This is a genomic window from Xenophilus arseniciresistens, assembly GCF_028023875.1.
In the GTDB taxonomy this organism is placed as follows: domain Bacteria; phylum Pseudomonadota; class Gammaproteobacteria; order Burkholderiales; family Burkholderiaceae_C; genus Xenophilus; species Xenophilus arseniciresistens.
Genome location: NZ_JAQIPB010000006.1, coordinates 35068 through 50928 on the forward strand (window position 1 = coordinate 35068; position 15861 = coordinate 50928).

14 protein-coding genes are annotated in these 15861 nt (G+C 69.9%); 6 read left to right on the plus strand and 8 right to left on the minus strand.

All coding sequences use genetic code 11. The features are described from left to right. Nucleotide 1: 1 nt before the first annotated feature. Nucleotides 2–1831 (minus strand): ABC transporter ATP-binding protein, encoded by a 1830-nt coding sequence (locus PGB34_RS12975; protein WP_271428845.1) that lies wholly within the window; start codon nucleotides 1829–1831, stop codon nucleotides 2–4. 204 nt (nucleotides 1832–2035) lie between these two features. Between PGB34_RS12975 and PGB34_RS12980 the strand changes: the two genes are divergently transcribed. Then, complete coding sequence (locus PGB34_RS12980; protein ID WP_271428519.1) at nucleotides 2036–2848, plus strand: DODA-type extradiol aromatic ring-opening family dioxygenase; 813 nt, start codon at nucleotides 2036–2038, stop codon at nucleotides 2846–2848. Here the strand turns inward: PGB34_RS12980 and PGB34_RS12985 are convergent. Then, the gene (locus tag PGB34_RS12985; protein ID WP_271428520.1) at nucleotides 2835–3752 is read right to left on the minus strand and encodes a LysR family transcriptional regulator; all 918 of its coding nucleotides are present in this window, start codon (nucleotides 3750–3752) and stop codon (nucleotides 2835–2837) included. The genes PGB34_RS12980 and PGB34_RS12985 overlap by 14 nt on opposite strands. Before the next feature lie 124 nt (nucleotides 3753–3876). On the opposite strand from PGB34_RS12985, the gene PGB34_RS12990 reads away from it, so the two are divergent. The 4 genes from PGB34_RS12990 to PGB34_RS13005 all read left to right on the plus strand — a co-directional run bounded on the left by PGB34_RS12990 (nucleotide 3877) and on the right by PGB34_RS13005 (nucleotide 6611). Further along, nucleotides 3877–4494: an NAD(P)-dependent oxidoreductase gene (locus tag PGB34_RS12990; RefSeq protein ID WP_271428521.1), complete on the plus strand. Its 618-nt coding sequence runs from the start codon at nucleotides 3877–3879 to the stop codon at nucleotides 4492–4494. A gap of 97 nt (nucleotides 4495–4591) precedes the next feature. Next, complete coding sequence (locus PGB34_RS12995) at nucleotides 4592–4750, plus strand: hypothetical protein (RefSeq protein WP_271428522.1); 159 nt, start codon at nucleotides 4592–4594, stop codon at nucleotides 4748–4750. Between the two features lie 77 nt (nucleotides 4751–4827). Further along, a complete protein-coding gene (locus PGB34_RS13000; RefSeq protein WP_333909031.1) occupies nucleotides 4828–5685 on the plus strand; it encodes an alpha/beta hydrolase in 858 nt (285 codons plus the stop codon). 119 nt (nucleotides 5686–5804) lie between these two features. Further along, on the plus strand, nucleotides 5805–6611 hold the full coding sequence (locus PGB34_RS13005; RefSeq protein WP_271428523.1) for a substrate-binding domain-containing protein: 807 nt from the start codon (nucleotides 5805–5807) through the stop codon (nucleotides 6609–6611). A gap of 5 nt (nucleotides 6612–6616) precedes the next feature. Here PGB34_RS13005 and PGB34_RS13010 read toward each other — a convergent pair whose 3' ends face one another. From PGB34_RS13010 to PGB34_RS13025, 4 genes are read right to left on the minus strand one after another with little or no spacing between them, the layout of a single operon-like run. Next, nucleotides 6617–7228 (minus strand): dihydroxyacetone kinase subunit L, encoded by a 612-nt coding sequence (locus PGB34_RS13010; RefSeq protein WP_271428524.1) that lies wholly within the window; start codon nucleotides 7226–7228, stop codon nucleotides 6617–6619. After that, nucleotides 7228–8226, minus strand: coding sequence for a dihydroxyacetone kinase subunit DhaK (locus PGB34_RS13015; RefSeq protein ID WP_271428525.1), 999 nt, complete (start codon nucleotides 8224–8226; stop codon nucleotides 7228–7230). The genes PGB34_RS13010 and PGB34_RS13015 overlap by 1 nt, the downstream gene beginning before the upstream one ends. A 37-nt stretch (nucleotides 8227–8263) precedes the next feature. Next, nucleotides 8264–9247, minus strand: coding sequence for a tripartite tricarboxylate transporter substrate binding protein (locus PGB34_RS13020; protein ID WP_271428526.1), 984 nt, complete (start codon nucleotides 9245–9247; stop codon nucleotides 8264–8266). Nucleotides 9248–9294: 47 nt separating this feature from the next. Beyond that, nucleotides 9295–10185, minus strand: a complete 891-nt coding sequence (locus PGB34_RS13025) for a dihydrodipicolinate synthase family protein (RefSeq protein WP_271428527.1) — start codon at nucleotides 10183–10185, stop codon at nucleotides 9295–9297. A gap of 177 nt (nucleotides 10186–10362) precedes the next feature. On the opposite strand from PGB34_RS13025, the gene PGB34_RS13030 reads away from it, so the two are divergent. Continuing rightward, nucleotides 10363–11106: a GntR family transcriptional regulator gene (locus PGB34_RS13030; protein WP_271428528.1), complete on the plus strand. Its 744-nt coding sequence runs from the start codon at nucleotides 10363–10365 to the stop codon at nucleotides 11104–11106. 132 nt (nucleotides 11107–11238) lie between these two features. Here the strand turns inward: PGB34_RS13030 and PGB34_RS13035 are convergent, their stop codons facing one another. Both PGB34_RS13035 and PGB34_RS13040 read right to left on the minus strand, forming a co-directional pair. Then, complete coding sequence (locus PGB34_RS13035) at nucleotides 11239–14379, minus strand: efflux RND transporter permease subunit (RefSeq protein WP_408647897.1); 3141 nt, start codon at nucleotides 14377–14379, stop codon at nucleotides 11239–11241. Between the two features lie 13 nt (nucleotides 14380–14392). After that, a complete protein-coding gene (locus PGB34_RS13040) occupies nucleotides 14393–15622 on the minus strand; it encodes an efflux RND transporter periplasmic adaptor subunit (RefSeq protein ID WP_271428530.1) in 1230 nt (409 codons plus the stop codon). Between the last annotated feature and the right edge of the window lie 239 nt (nucleotides 15623–15861).

Here is a 15861-nt window from a genome sequence, read left to right on the forward strand (position 1 = left end):
CTTACTCTTCGCCGATGAACCCGCCGCTCTGGTGCGCCCACAGCCGGGCATAGAGGCCGCCCGTGGCCAGCAGTTCGCGGTGCGTGCCCTCTTCGACCACGCGGCCGCCTTCGAGCACGATCAACCGGTCCATCGCCGCGATGGTGGACAGCCGGTGCGCGATGGCGATCACGGTCTTGCCTTCCATCAGCGTGTCCAGGCTGGCCTGGATGGCGGCTTCCACCTCGGAATCGAGCGCGCTGGTGGCTTCGTCCAGCAGCAGGATGGGCGCGTTCTTGAGCATCACGCGCGCGATGGCGATGCGCTGGCGCTGGCCCCCGCTGAGCTTGACGCCGCGCTCGCCCACGTGGGCCGCCAGGCCCGTGCGGCCCTGCAGGTCGGTCAGGTGGTCGATGAAGCCCGAGGCCTCGGCCCGTTCGGCGGCGGCGCGGATCTGGGCCTCGGTGGCGTCGGGCCGGCCGTAGGCGATGTTGTCGGCCAGCGAGCGGTGCAGCAGGCTGGTGTCCTGCGTGACCATGCCGATGTGCGCGCGCAGCGAGTCCTGCGTGACATGGGCGATGTCCTGCCCATCGATCAGCACGCGGCCCGACTCGATGTCGTGAAAGCGCAGCAGCAAATTGACCAGCGTGCTCTTGCCCGCGCCCGAGCGGCCCACCAGGCCGATGCGCTCGCCGGGCCTGACCACGAGGTTCAGGTCTTCCACCACGGCCGGCTTGCCGGGCCCGTAGCGGAAGCTCACGTGCTCGAAGCGCACCTCGCCGCGGCTCACGGTGAGCGCGCGCGCATCGGGTGCGTCCACCACCGTGCGCGGCCGGCTCAGGGTGTTGATGCCGTCCTGCACCGTGCCCACCGACTCGAACAGGCTGGTCATCTCCCACATGATCCAGTGCGACATGCCCTGCAGCCGCAGCGCCATGGCCGTGGAGGCAGCCACCGCGCCCACGCCCACCTGGCCTTGCGACCACATCCACAGCGACATGCCCGCCATGCCCCCCACCAGCCCCATGGACAGGGTGTGGTTCACGATCTCGAAGGCGCTGACCAGCCGCATCTGGCTGTAGCCGGTGGCCATGAAGTCCTTCATGGCCGCACGCGCGAAATGCGCTTCGCGGTGGGTGTGCGAGAACAGCTTGACGGTGGCGATGTTGGTGTAGGCGTCGGTCACGCGGCCCACCATGGCCGAACGCGCATCGGCCTGGGCCTTGCCGATGCGGCCCAGCCGCGGCACGAACCACACCATGGCCGCCAGGTACAGCACCAGCCACACCACGAAGGGCCACACCAGCGCGCCCGCGAACACGCTGGCCAGCACCACGATGGTGGCCACGTAGATCACCATGGTCACCAGCACGTCGGCCATCACGAACAGGGTGTCGCGCACGGCCAGCGCGGTCTGCATCACCTTGGTCGTGATGCGGCCCGCGAACTCGTCCTGGTAGAAGGACATGCTCTGGCCCAGCATCAGCCGGTGGAAGTTCCAGCGCAGGCGCATGGGCAGGTTGATGGCCAGCACCTGGTGCTTGACGATGGTCTGCAGCGCCACCACCAGAACGCTGGCGGCCAGCGCGACCGCCAGCCAGGCGAGGGCGCCGCCACGCTCGGCCCACAGCTGGTCCGGCGCCACGCCGCCCAGCCAGTCCACCAGGCGGCCCAGCAGCGCGAACAGAAGAGCCTCGAAGGCTGACATCAGCGCCGTCAGCCCGGCCAGCCAGGCCACCTTGCCGCGCACGCCGTCGGTGCAGGCCCACAAGAAGGCGAAGAAGCCCTTGGGCGGCAGGACCGGCTCGGCCTCGGGGTAGGGGGAAAGTCGTTTTTCGAAAAAGCGGAACAGCAAACCAGGGGCTCCCGTGAAGCGGCCGACTGTAGCGAGCCACCGTGACCGCGTGGCGCGGCGCCGCCGTGACCGCATGTAGGAAGGGGTCAAGCCGGCGCCGGCGGCCGATCATTGGTGCGGTGCGTGGACCGGATTGTTGCAAGGCCAGGGCTCGCGGCGCCGCCCGCCGCCCCTACATTCCAGGGAACGGAGATTTGCGCCATGAGCACCACGACCCCACGCCTGCCCACCTACTTCATCTCGCACGGCGGCGGCCCCTGGCCCTGGATGAAGGACGAGATGGGCGACACCTACGCGAAGCTGGAAGCCGCGCTGGCCGACATGCCGCGCCAGATCGGCGTGCGCCCGCGGGCCATCCTCATGGTGTCGGCGCACTGGGAGCGCATGAACTTCACCGTGCAGGCCCATCCGCAGCCGCCCATGGTCTACGACTACGGCGGCTTTCCGCCCCACACCTACAGCGTGCGCTACGACGCGCCGGGCGACCCGGCGCTGGCCGCGCGCGTGCAGGGCCTGCTGGAGGCCGCGGGCCTGCCGGCCGGGCTGGACGCCGAACGCGGCTTCGACCACGGCATGTTCTCGCCCATGAAAGCCATCTACCCCGAGGCCGATGTGCCGGTGGTGCAGCTTTCGTTGAAGAAGGGGCTGGACCCGGCCGAGCACCTGGCGCTGGGCCGCGTGCTGGCACCGCTGCGGGGCGAAGGCGTGCTGATCATCGGCAGCGGCCTGAGCTATCACAACCTGCGGGCCTTCGGCCCCGTGGCCGCCGCGCCTTCGCGCGCCTTTGACGACTGGCTGCAGCAGGCCGTGGTGAACAGCGAACCGGCCGTGCGCACGCAGCAGCTGATCGCCTGGGAACAGGCCCCGGCCGCGCGCATCGCCCATCCGCGCGAAGAACACCTGCTGCCCTTGATGGTGGCCGTGGGCGCCGCCGAGGCCGAGCCCGGCCAGTGCGTCTACCACGAGAACGCCTTCATGGGCGGCCTGACGGTGTCCAGCTTCAGGATCGGCTGACCGGCGTGATGGCCTGCGCGCCGCCGAAATGCGCGGCCAGCAGGTCGAGCATGGCGCGCAGCACCGGCGACATCTGCCGGCGCGAGGCGAACACCGCGTGGATGCCCAGGCACAGCGGCTCGTGCTCGCCCAGCACGGCCTGCAGCGCGCCGCTGGCCAGGTGGGGTTGCGCCACATGAAGCGGCTGCATGCTGATGCCCACGCCCTCCAGGGCGGCGGCCAGCAGCACCTGTGATTCGTTGGCGCTCAGGTTGCCGCCCACCGCCACGCTGCTGCGGCCCAGGCGCGGATGGTCGAACTCCCAGAGGCTGCGGCCGAAGTAGGTGTAGGTCAGGCAGTTGTGCAGTGCCAGCTCGCTCACCTGCATGGGCGTGCCCCGCTGCGCCAGATAGGCCGGCGCGGCGCAGATCACCGAAGGGCAGTCGCCGAGCCGGCGTGCGATGAGGTTCGGGTCCAGCTCATTGGTGATGCGGATCGCCAGGTCGATGCGCTCCTCCACCAGGTTCACTGCGCGCGCATCGATGCGCAGGTCGATGGACGCCTGCGGGTGCTCCGCCAGGAAGCGCCGCACCAGCGGCGCCAGCAGGGTCTGCGCCGTCGACTGCGCGCAGGCCACGCGCAGCAGGCCCTGCACGGGGTCGGCGCCATCTTCGGCGGGGCCGATCGCCATTTCCTGCGCCACCTCCAGCAACTGGCGGCAGCGCGCCAGCGTCTGCTCGCCGGCGGGCGTCAGGCTCAGGCGCCGGGTCGTGCGGTGCAGCAGGCGCGCACCGGCCCAGTTCTCCATCTGCGACAGATAGCGCGTGACCATGGCGCGCGACATCTCCAGCGCCTGGGCGGCCGCGGCCATGCTGCCGCGCTCGGCGATCTGCACGAAGACCTGGGCGGCGGTCACACGGTCCATATTTGATCGATTGATGCAACAAAGAGCGCCATATTAGGGGCTATTTCGTTCAAGAAAGGAAACCTACGATGCCTGCATTGCTTGTCCGAACCCGTCTTCTGTCTCGATTCCAAGGAGTTATTCCATGAGCCACATCGTTGTCCTGGGCGTCACCGGCCGCGCCGGTTCCCGCATCGCCGCCGAGCTGCTGCAGCGCGGCCACACCGTCACCGGCATCGCACGCAAGGTCAGCCAGGTGCCGGCGCAGCCGGGCCTCACGCTGGTGGCGGCCGACGCCACGAATGCCCACACGCTGGCGCCGCTGCTCAAGGGCCACGACGCGGTGGTGAGCAGCACCCGCTTTGCCGACGGCATCACGGCGCCGACCCTGCTGGCCGCTGCCCGCGAGGCCGGCGTGCCGCGCGTGCTGGTGGTGGGCGGCGCGGGCAGCCTGGAAGTGGCGCCCGGCGTGGCGCTGATCGACACGCCCCAGTTCCCCGAGGCCTACAAGGCCGAAGCCGGCGCCGGCCGCGTCTTCCTCGAGGCGCTGCGCGGCGAGCGCGGCATCGACTGGACCTTCCTCTCGCCCGCGGCGCTGTTCGAGCCCGGCGAGCGCACGGGGCGCTTCCGCCTGGGCGGTGACCAGTTCATGGCCGACGCACAGGGCAACAGCCGCATCTCGATGGAGGACTACGCCATCGCGCTGGTCGACGAGATCGAGAAGCCGCGGCATTCGCGCCAGCGCTTCGCTGTGGCGTATTGAAGCGGGTGAGGCCGGATGGCGGGCGGGCCGACACTGAAACAAAGTGCACAGGCCCTAGACTTCACCGCGTTTCCATCCATAACGAAAAGGTCATCCCATGAAGTCACTGCTCGCACTGCTGGTCCTCGCATCCACCCTCACCGGTTGCGCGGTTCATGGCCCTTCGGGCGCCGTCATCATCGACCCGCCGGGCGGCCATGGCGGTGGTCAGGGCAAGTTCTGCCCGCCCGGCCAGGCCAAGAAGGGCAATTGCTGAGCGCTGCGCGCGCAGCCTGAGCCCCTCGCCCGCAGCCGAGGCGCGAGCGCGCGGGCTGCGGGCGGGCGCATGAGAACATGCTCCTCATGCGCCGGGCCTTCCTGATCACGAGCCTGCTGGCCGCCGGCCTGCTGCTGGCCGGCTGCGCCATCGTCGACCACGAGCAGCGGCGCTGGATCTTCATGCCCGGCGAGCGCAGCTGGGCGCCCGGCGTGGCGGCGGCCGTGGGCATGGAAGACGTCTGGATCGACTATGTCTCGCAGCACCCCGAGCAGCCCGGCGAGGCCGTGCGCCTGCACGGGCTGTGGCTGCCGCAGCCGGCGCCGGACGCGCCGGTGATCCTCTTTCTGCATGGCGTGCGCTGGGACGTGCGCGCCAGCGCGCCGCGCATGCGCCAGCTGCACCGGCTGGGCTTCTCGGTGCTGGGCATCGACTACCGCGGCTTTGGCCGCAGCAGCGCGGCCATGCCTTCCGAAACGCTGGTGGCCGAAGACGTGCGCGCAGCCTGGCAGTGGCTGGCGCAGGCGCACCCGCAGGCACGCCGCTTCCTGTTTGGCCATTCGCTGGGCGGCGCCGTGGCGGTGCGGCTGGCGGCCGAGGTGCCGGACGAAGCCGGCCTGATCGTTGAAGGCGGCTTCACGTCTGCGCTGGACGTGGTGCGCAGCACGCGCTGGGGTTGGCTGCCCATCGCGCCGCTGATGACGCAGCACTTCGATGCCGGATCGCGCGTGGCCGAAGTGGGCTCGCCGCTGCTGGTGGTGCATGCGGCCGGCGACACCATGATCGACCCCGCGCTGGGCCGCGCGCTGTACGAGCGCGCCTTGCCGCCCAAGCGCTTCGTGCTGATCGAAGGCGCCGTGCACGAGAACGCCGATGTGATGGGCGAGCCGGCCTACCGCGAAGCCCTGCGGGCCCTGTTCGGCTTCGGCGACTGAAGAAAGAAAAGAGCCAGGGCCGCCGGGCCGGGACTTGGTGAAAACCCAAAGATCGCTGTGGGCCAATTGACAGCTCCGCTGCCTAGGATGCTTCGGAACAAGCACTTCCGGAGACCTCGATGCCCCCAACCATTCCTTTCCTGACCCGGCGCCTGGCGCTGATCGGCGGCGCGCTCGCACTGGCCGGTTGCACCTCGCTGGGCGGCAGGCCCGCACCCGCCGACATCCACGTGATGACCTCGGGCGGCTTCACGGCGGCGTACAACGACCTGCGCCCCGGTTTCGAGAAGCAGTCCGGCCACTCCGTGAAAACCGCCTACGGCGCGTCGATGGGCAACGCGAGCGATTCCATCCCCAGCCGTCTCGGGCGCGGCGAGCCGGCTGACGTGGTGATCCTGGCACGGCCGGCGCTCGACGCCCTGGTCAAGGACGGCAAGGTCGTTGCCGGCAGCCAGGTCGATCTGGTGCGCTCGTCCATCGGCCTGGTGGTGCGCCAGGGCCAGCCCCGGCCCGACGTGAGCAGCGTCGAAGCGCTCAAGCGCACCTTGTTGGCCGCGCCCTCGGTGGCCTACTCGGCCAGCGCCAGCGGCACGTACTACGAGACCGAGCTGCTCAAGAAGCTGGGCATCGAAGCCGAAGTCAAGCCCAAGAGCCGGCGCATCCTGAGCGAGCGGGTGGGCACGGTGGTGGCGCGCGGCGACGCGGCGCTGGGCCTGCAGCAGATCAGCGAGCTGCTGCCCATCCCGGGCGTGGACTACATCGGCCCGCTGCCCGCCGAGGTGCAACGGGTGACGGTCTTCTCGGCCGGCATCACCACCTCGTCGAAGCAGCCCGCGGCGGCGCGCGAGCTGATCCGCTACCTGACCTCGCCCGGGGTCGCGCCGGCCATCGCGAAGACGGGGTTGGAGCCGATCACGGCGAAGTAGCCGATCTAAAGGCTCTGCGCCATGCGCAGCAGCGCCACCATGCCCGGGTCGTCCATGCCGATGGTCTTGTCGGCGAACATGCGCGCGCGGCCGATGCGGTTGGGCCGGTCGCGGAAGGCGTCGAGTGCGGCCTGGGCCGCGTCGCAGGCAATGGGGCGCAGGGCTGCGCCTTCCGGGGCTTCGGCCAGGGCCTGCCGCACGGCATGCAGGCTGTCCAGCACGGTCTTGTCGCCCAGGCTGGCGCCGCCGCGTGCAGCCAGCGTGTCGACGATCTCGCCCAGCAGCGCAGCCAGGTCGCTGCGCGCCAGCGCCTCGCTGCCGGCGCAGCGTTTGGCGGCGGTCATCAGCGCGACCGTGAGCAAGGTGCCGAAGCTCGAACCCGAAGCCTTGGCGCAGGCCTGTGCGCAGCGGCGCAGCATCGCGTCCAGCGGGGCGCCGGCCAGCTCGGGCAGGGCCTGTTCGACCAGGGTGGCGCATTTGTCCAGCGTGGCGCCCAGGTCGGCGTCGCCCAGGCGGCCGTCGAGTTCGTTGAGTTCGGGCGCGGCGCGGTGCACGCCCGCGCACCAGCGGGGCAGGGCGGCGGCGAAGCCGGCGGCGCTCAGGGCAGGGGAGGCCATCAGCGCACGCTCCAGAAGGGGCAGTCGGCCGGCGCGGCCAGCAACTGCGCCAGCTCGTCGTCCAGCTTCATCACGCTGATCGAGGCGCCGGCCATCTCCATCGAGGTGGCGTAGCGGCCCACGAGCGGGCGTGCGATGACGATGCCGAGATCATGAAGCACCTGGCGCACGCGGCGGTAGAGGATGTACAGCTCTTCCAGCGGCGTCGCGCCCAGGCTGTTGACCAGCAGTGCGATGCGGTCGCCGCGCGCGAGCTGCAGCTCGGGCAGCACCTGCTGCAGCATCTCGTCGGCCAGCGCGTCGGCGCTCCTGAGCGGGCCGCGCCAGATGCCGGGCTCGCCGTGGATGCCCATGCCGAACTCGATCTCGGTGTCGGCGATCTCGAAGGATGCCTTGCCCGATTCGGGCACCACGCAGGGCGTGAGCGCCACGCCGATGGAGCGCACGGCGTCGTTGGCCTTGCGCGCCAGCGCGGCCACTTCCTCGAGCGAGGCCCCTGCGGCGGCCCTGGCGCCGGCGGCCTTGTAGACGAAGACCAGGCCCGCCACGCCGCGGCGCTTCTCGCGCTGCTCGGCGGGCGCGCTGGCCACGTCGTCGGCCACGCGCACCGACGCGACCTGCAGGCCTTCCAGCGCCAGCATCTCGGCCGCCATGTCGAAGTTCATGCGGTCGCCGCCGTAGTTGCCGTACAGCTGCAGCACGCCCGCGCCGCCGTCGGCCGCGCGCGCGGCCGTCATGCAGTCGTCCATGCGCGGGCCCGCGAAGACGTTGCCCACGGCGCAGCTGTCGAGCAGGCCTTCGCCCACGTAGCCCAGGAACACCGGCAGGTGGCCCGAGCCGCCGCCGGTCACGATGCCCACCTTGCCGGGCACCGCGCCGCGGCTGCGCACGATGACGCGGCCATCGTCGCCCGTGCGTGCGAGTTCGGGGTGGCACAGCACCAGGCCGTCGAGCATCTGGTCGACGTAGGCCTGGGGGTCGTTGAGGATCTTCTTCACGGTGCGGGGTCCTGGCGCGGTGGGCAGTGCGGGGGCGTCATTCGGCCTTCAGCCGGCCGTCCTTGACGGCCTGCTGCGCCAGCGTCTGTTCGGCCTGCAGGATGCGGCCGAACTCGGAGGGCGCGCTGCCCTGGGCCACCGCGCCCATCTCGCGCATGGTGTTGACGTATTGCGGGTCCTTGGTGGCCTGCTGCAGCGCGGCCGAGAGCTTGTCCAGCACATCCTTTGGCGTGCCGGCCGCAGCCAGGATGCCCAGGTAGGTGGTGCCGTCGATGTCGCCCAGGCCCAGTTGCGAAACCGTGGGCACCTCGGGCAGCGCGGGATCGGGCGTGGGCCCCACCACGGCCAGCGCCTGCAGGGTGCCGGCCTTGATGTGCTGCATGGAACCGGTGATCTGGTCGAAGGCCACGTCCACCTGCCCGCCGATCAGGTCCACCAGCGCCGGGCCGGCGCCCTTGTAGCCCACCACCGTGAACTTGGCCTTGAGCAGGCTTTCCAGCTGCAGCAGCGCAAGCTGGTTCGGCGTGCCCGGGCCGGAGTGCGCCGCCGTGAGCTTGCCGTCGGCCGAGCGGGCGTAGGCGGCCAGCTCCTTGAGGTTCCTGAAGCGTGTCTCGTTCTTGCGGGCCAGCAGCACCATCGAGCTCTTGTTCACCAGCCCCAGCGGCGTGAAGTTCGACAGGGCGTAGGGCGTCTTGATCATCTCGGGCAGCACCGCCACCACGCCGCCGCCGGCCACCAGCAGGTTGTAGCCGTCGGCCGGCGCGCGGGCGACCAGGTTCGCGCCGATGGCGCCACCGCCGCCGCCCCGGTTGTCCACCACCACCGACTGGCCCAGCGCCTTGCCGAAGGCCACCGCGAAGGTGCGGGCCACCAGGTCGGTGTTGCCGCCGGGCGCGAAGGGCACGATCAGCGTGACCGGCTTGTTGGGGAAGCTGCCCTGCGCGAAGGCCCGCGGGCCTGCGGCCAGGCTGGCCGCGGCCAGCGCGCCGGCCTGCATCAGTTGGCGTCGTTGGATGTTCATGCGTGTCTCCGTTCTGTTTGAAAAGGCTGCGGGGGCGGTGCAGGCGCTCAGGCCTCGAAACGCAGCACGTCGTCCAGCGCCTTGCGGATGCGCTCGGTCTGCGCCGGGCTGGTGGCGGGCATGGGCGCGCGCGGCAGGCCCGCGGGGCAGCCCTGCAGCGTGATCGTGGTCTTCAGGTTGGCTGGCAGGTTGTCGCCCACCACGGCGTTCCAGAAGGCCAGCATCGAGCGGTGCATTTCCAGCGCCTTGACGTGGTCGCCGGCCTGCACCGCATTCCAAAGGGCCACACACACGCCGGGCAGGGCGGCCGGGGTGGCGGCAATGGTGCCGTGCGCGCCCAGCGCGAAGGACGAGTACAGCAGCGCGTCCACCGCCGAGAACACCTTGCAGCCCTCGGGCACGCCCAGCACCAGGTCGGCCATCAGCTTCAGGTCGCCCTGGCTCTGCTTGATGCCCTGCACGCCGGGCAGCTCCTTCATCAGACGGATCATCTGCGCCGGATTCAGGTAGTTCCAGGGCACGACGTTGTAGATGATGACCGGGATGTCCACGGCCTCGGTCAGCGCCTTGAAGTGGTTGAAGGTGGCCTCCTCATCGGGCTTGAAGAGGTAGTGCACCGGCGTGACCTGCAGCGCGGCGATGGGCAGGTGGGCGATGGAACGGGCGCGGGCGATGGCGTCGCGCGTGCTGTTGGAAATGATGCCGGCCACCACGGGCACCTGACCCGCCACCTCTTCGCAGGTGATCTCGAGCAGGCGCTTGAACTCCTCGGCCGTCAGCGTGTGGCCTTCGCCGCTGCTGCCGCCGGGGCACAGGCCATGCACGCCCTTGCCCAGGTTGAAGCGGATGACCTGGCGGAAGGCCGCTTCGTCGATGTCGCCGTCGGCGGTGAAGGGCGTGACGAGGGGCGGAATGACGCCAGTGAGTTCGAGGGCCATGGACAGGTGCTCCGGAAAAAAGAGAGGAGGGAATGGGTGGGAAAGAGCCGCGCAGCCCCGAAGGTGCCGTGCTGAGCTCGAACTATACGCTCACTGACATGTCAGATCGATGCTAGTACTATCCCTAGCCCGTGCTCAGGCGCTTGCCGCGCCCCCGCCACCGATACCATGTGCGCCATGACTTCCCCCGCCATCGCCCGAGCCGATGCCGACGCCGCCCCGGCCGCCGCCTCCGGGCCCGCGCCGGCCATGACCCAGCGCAACCTGGCCTTCCAGGGCTTTCGCCAGCAGATCATCGATGCGCGCATCCGCCCCGGCCAGTTCGTGTCGCAGCGCGAACTGATGCAACTGCTGGGCATGTCGCTGGCGGCGGTGCGCGAGATGGTGCCGCGCCTCGAAGCCGCCGGCCTGATCAAGGCCGTGCCCAAGCGCGGGCTGCAGGTGGCGACGGTGGACATGAAGCTGATCCGCAACGCCTGGCAGGTGCGGGCCATGGTCGAGCGCGAAGCCGTGCTGCGCTTTGCCGAAGTGGCCACGCCCGCCACGCTGCAACGGCTCATCGATGACCACGAGGCCATCCTGCAGCGGGCGCTGCAGCCGCAGCCCGACCCGGGCCTGGAGAAGGATGCGCAGGCGGTGGACTGGGGGCTGCACGACCTGATGGTGGACAGCATCGGCAACGAGATCCTGTCCGAGATCTACCGGGTCAACAGCCTGCACGTGCGGCTGATCCGCTACGACGCCGACTCCATGCGGCCCATGCAGGTGGTGCCCGCCATGCGTGAGCACCTCGAGTTCCTGCGCGCGCTGCAGGCCGGCGACCGGGCGGGTGCCCTGGCGCGGATGATGAGCCACATCGAGCAGTCCAAGCACCGCGTGCTGTCCGGCATGCTGCAGGGCGGGGCGCCGCTGGCCGCTTAGGCGTGTTCGTTCAGCGGAGTGAGCAGGCTGGACTGAGGCGCTGCGGTTGCTGAGCAGCCGGTGGCTGCTTCACAAAGAGGAAGGCCGGGCGATGCCCGGCCTTCGTATGCATGGCGCGCCTGGCGGGCGCGCTCAGTGCGCCGCCGCCGGTTCGGGCGCGGCGTCGTCCTTGTGGCGCCCGAAGAGCGAACGGACGATGAGGTAGAACAGCGGCACGAAGAAGATGGCCAGCACGGTGCCGGTGACCACGCCGCCGATCACGCCGGTGCCGATGGCATGCTGGCTGCCGGAGCCCGCGCCGGACGCGATGGTCAGCGGGATCACGCCGGCGCCGAAGGCCAGCGAGGTCATCAGGATCGGGCGCAGGCGCAGCTTGGCAGCCTGCAGCGTGGCGTCCCACAGCTTCAGCCCGCGGCGCTCGCCGTCGGCGGCGAATTCCACGATCAGGATCGCGTTTTTGGCCGCCAGGCCCATGGTCGTGAGCAGGCCCACCTGGAAGAAGATGTCGTTGTTCAGCCCTCGCAGGTTGGCCGCGACCAGCGCGCCCACGATGCCCAGCGGCACCACCAGCAGCACCGAGATCGGGATGGTCCAGCTTTCATACAGCGCGGCCAGCGCCAGGAAGACCACCAGCAGCGAAATCAGGTACAGCGCCAGGGCCTGGCCCGAGGCCAGCTTCTCCTGGTAGGACAGGCCCGTCCAGGCGCCGCGCACGGTGTCGGGCAGCTCGGCCACGTACTGCTCGATGCGCTGCAGCGCCTCGCCCGAGCTGAAGCCCGGCGCGGCCTCGCCCTGGATGTTGAAGGAGGGCATGCCGTTGTAGCGGTACAGGGCCGAGGGGCCGTAGGTCCAGTAGGTGTTGGCGATGGTGGAGAAGGGCGCCATCGCGCCGTCGCCGGTGCGCAGGCTCCACAGGCCGATGTCCTCGGGGTTCATGCGGTAGGGCGCATCGGCCTGCAGGTACACGCTCTTGACGCGTTCGCGGTCGATGAAGTCGCCGATGTAGACGCTGCCGATGGTGGAGCTGAGCAGGGTGTTGATCTGCGCCTGCGCGATGCCCAGCGCGCCGGCCTTGGCGCGGTCGATGTCCACCTGCAGCTGCGGCTGGTCTTCCAGGCCCGAGAAGCGCATCTGGCGCAGGTCCTGGTCGGCGCGGGCGCGGGCCAGCAGCTTGTCGCGCAGGGCGAGGAACTCGTCGCGCGGCAGGCTGGCGGTGTTCTGCAATTGCAGGTCGAAGCCGGCCGAGTTGCCCAGACCCGAGACGGCAGGCGGCACGATGACGGTGATCAGCCGCGCCACCGGGTCGTTGGCCAGCGCCCGGCGCGCCCGCTCGCGGATGGCGAACACGCTGTTGTCGGCGCCGGGCCGGTCGGCCCAGTCCTTGAGCTTGACGAAGGCCTGGCCCAGGTTCTGGCCCGAGCCGGCGCTGCTGAAGCCCGGCGAGGTGAACACGCCGTCGACGCTGGCCGCTTCCTGCTCGCGGAAATAGGTGCTGATGCGCTGCGCCACGGCGCGCGTCTGCTCCAGCGTCGCGCCTTCGGGCAGGCTGTAGTTGACGATGATGGAGCCCTGGTCCTCGTCGGGCAGGAAGCCCGTGGGCGTCTTCATGAACATCATGACCATGCCGCCGCAGATCAGGACGTAGATGCCCATGAACAGGGCGCGCCGCGGCAGGCGCTTGCGCAGGCTGCCGTCGTAGCGCTCCACCTGCCGGTCGAAGAAGCGGTTGAACCAGCCAAAGAAGCCCGTGGTCTTCTTCTCGTGCCCCGCGGCGTGCTGCTTGAGCAGCGTGGCGCACAGCGCGGGCGTGAGCACCAGCGCCACGATCACCGAGAGCACCATGGCCGAGACGACGGTGATGGAGAACTGGCGGTAGATGATGCCGGTGGCGCCGCCGAAGAAGGCCATGGGCAGGAACACGGCCGACAGCACCACGCCGATGCCGATCAGCGCGCCGGTGATTTCGCCCATGGACTTGCGCGTCGCCTCCTTGGGCGGGAGGTGCTCCTCTTCCATGATGCGCTCGACGTTCTCCACCACCACGATGGCGTCGTCCACCAGCAGGCCGATGGCCAGCACCATGCCGAACATGGTGAGCATGTTGATCGAATAGCCGAAGACCGACAGCACGCCGAAGGTGCCCAGCAGCACCACGGGCACGGCAATGGCCGGAATCAGCGTGGCGCGCCAGTTCTGCAGGAACAGGAACATCACCAGCACCACCAGCACGATGCCCTCGATCAGCGTCTTGACCACGTCGCCGATGGCCTGCTCCACGAAGGGCGTGCTGTCCACCGGGTAGAACACCTCCACGCCGGGCGGGAAGGCGCCGCGCATCTGCTCCACCTGGGTCTTCACGGCAGCGATGGATTCGAGCGCGTTGGCATCGGGCGCCAGCCGCACGGCGATGCCCGAGGCCGGATGGCCGTTGAAGTTGCCGCTGAAGGTGTAGTTGGCCGAACCCAGCTCCACGCGCGCCACGTCCTTGAGCTGCACCAGCGAGCCGTCGGGGTTGCTGCGCAGCAGGATGGCCTGGAATTCCTCGGCCGTGCGCAGGCGCGACTGCGCGTTGACCACCGCGTTGAGCTGCTGGCCCGGCGGCGCCGGCTGGTCGCCGATCTGGCCGGCCGCCAGCTGCACGTTCTGCGCCTGGATGGCGGCCTGCACGTCCGAAGGCGTGAGCGCGTAGCTGCGCAGCTTGAACGGGTCCAGCCAGATGCGCATGGCGTACTGGCCGCCGATGACCTGCACCTCGCCCACGCCGTTGACGCGGCTGATCACGTCCTGCAGATCGCTGACCAGGAAATCGGCCACGTCGCCCGGCGTCATGCGGCCGGTGGTGTCGTACAGCGTCACGAACAGGTCGGTGGCCACGCCGGCCTTGCGCACCGTCACGCCCTGTTCCTGCACTGCCGTGGGCAGCCGCCGCGTGGCCTGCTGCACGCGGTTCTGCACCTGCGTCTGCGCGGTGTCGGGGTCGGTGCCGGGCTGGAAGCTCACCAGGATCTGCACGCGGCCCGAGGAGTCGCTGCGCGCCGTCATGTAGAGGTAGCCGTCCAGGCCCGTGAGCTGCTGCTCGATCACCTGCGTGACGCTGTTCTCCAGCGTCTGCGCATTGGCGCCCGGGTAGTAGGCAAAGATGCTGACCGAAGGCGGCGCCACCGTCGGGTAGCGCGTGAGCGGCAGCAGGTGGATGGCCAGCGCGCCGGCCAGCATGATCGTGATGGCGATGACCCAGGCGAAGATGGGCCGGTCGATGAAGTAGCGGGAAATCATCGGCGGCGGATCAGGGCTTGCGGGCGGCTTCGGCGGCGGTGCCCGTGGCGGCGCTGCTGGTGGCCGTGGGCGTGCTTGCAGCGCTGCTGTGCGGCGGCGCGGCGGCGGCCGGCGGTTCTTCCACCGGCTTGACGGTGGCGCCGGGCTGCAGGTTCTGGCCGCCGGCCATCACCAGGCGCTCGCCGGGCTTGAGGCCTTCGCTCACCAGCCACTGGTTGCCCACGGCACGCGCCACCACCACGGGGCGGACCTCCAGCTTGTTCTGGGCATTGACCAGGCGCGCCTGCGGGGTGCCGCGGCGGTCGCGCGAGAGGGTGGCCTGGGGCACCACGATGCCGTCGGGCGTGCTGCCCTCGGTGACCACGGCGCGCACGTACATGCCCGGCAGCAGCAGGCCTTCGGGATTCGGGAACCTGGCGCGCAGCGTGACCGAGCCGCTGCTCGGGTCCACCGTCACCTCGGTCAGCTGGATGCGGCCCTCGTGGGCGTAGGTGCTGCCGTCTTCCAGGGTCAGCGACACGCGCTGGCCCGCCGCCTCGCGGCTGAGCTTGCCGGCCGCCAGCGCCTGGCGCAGGCGCAGTATTTCGGTGCTCGACTGCGAAATGTCGACATAGATCGGGTCGAGCTGAGAGATGGTCAGCAGCGGCGTGGCCTGGCCGGCGGCCACCAGCGCGCCCGGCGTCACGGCGCTGCGGCTGGTGTGGCCGGCGATGGGGGCCGTCACGCGCGTGTAGCGCAGGTTGATGCGCGCGGTCTCCAGCAGCGCCGACTGCACGCGCACCTGGGCCTGGGCCTGGCCGTAGGCGGCCTGGGCGTTGTCGTATTCCTGCTTGCTCACGCCGTTGTGGGCCAGCAGCGCCTTGTAGCGCTCGGCCAGCGCGCGCGTGGAATTGACCGTGGCCTGGGCGTTGGCCAGCGCACCTTCCTGCTGTGCCAGTGCAGCCTGGAAGGGGGCCGGATCGATTTCGTACAGCACCTGGCCGGCCTTGACCTGCGTGCCTTCGGTGAAGGGCTTCTGGCGGATGATGCCGCCCACCTGGGGCCGCACTTCGGCGGTCATGAAGGGGGCGGTGCGCCCCGGCAGCTCGGTACGCAGGGGCACGCTCTGCACCGCCAGCGTGCGCACGGTGACCTCGGGCACGGGCGGCGCGGCGGCGGGCTTGGGGGCTTCACGGCAGGCGCCCAGCAGGCCCACGGCACAGAACAGGGCCGCCAGGGCCGGATATCGAGTGACTGTCAAAGGTCGTCCTTGGAGGGCCGGGCCGCGGCATGGGGCATGGACAGCGGCCAGATCAAATTCAGCAATCCCGTCATCAGGCATGCACTGTGTGATGTACATCCTTGACGAGCCTGGGTGTTAGGCAAAAAGAGTGCCTTGTATGCACCGAAGTTTCTTCTAGCGTAAAGGGATTGTGTGAACGGCAAGCAAAGTTTTCCGAGCGTTTGAACAAGTTCAAGCGCACAGCAAAGGTCAAATAC

Bases quoted from the DNA above. Each gene is read 5' to 3' on its own strand.
- PGB34_RS12980 (WP_271428519.1), top strand. From the start codon at position 2,036: ATGAGCACCACGACCCCACGCCTGCCCACCTACTTCATCTCGCACGGC.
- PGB34_RS13020 (WP_271428526.1), bottom strand. From the start codon at position 9,247: ATGAACATCCAACGACGCCAACTGATGCAGGCCGGCGCGCTGGCCGCG.
- PGB34_RS13030 (WP_271428528.1), top strand. From the start codon at position 10,363: ATGACTTCCCCCGCCATCGCCCGAGCCGATGCCGACGCCGCCCCGGCC.
- PGB34_RS13000 (WP_333909031.1), top strand. From the start codon at position 4,828: ATGCTCCTCATGCGCCGGGCCTTCCTGATCACGAGCCTGCTGGCCGCC.
- PGB34_RS13005 (WP_271428523.1), top strand. From the start codon at position 5,805: ATGCCCCCAACCATTCCTTTCCTGACCCGGCGCCTGGCGCTGATCGGC.
- PGB34_RS13025 (WP_271428527.1), bottom strand. From the start codon at position 10,185: ATGGCCCTCGAACTCACTGGCGTCATTCCGCCCCTCGTCACGCCCTTC.
- PGB34_RS12990 (WP_271428521.1), top strand. From the start codon at position 3,877: ATGAGCCACATCGTTGTCCTGGGCGTCACCGGCCGCGCCGGTTCCCGC.
- PGB34_RS12995 (WP_271428522.1), top strand. From the start codon at position 4,592: ATGAAGTCACTGCTCGCACTGCTGGTCCTCGCATCCACCCTCACCGGT.
- PGB34_RS12985 (WP_271428520.1), bottom strand. From the start codon at position 3,752: ATGGACCGTGTGACCGCCGCCCAGGTCTTCGTGCAGATCGCCGAGCGC.
- PGB34_RS13010 (WP_271428524.1), bottom strand. From the start codon at position 7,228: ATGGCCTCCCCTGCCCTGAGCGCCGCCGGCTTCGCCGCCGCCCTGCCC.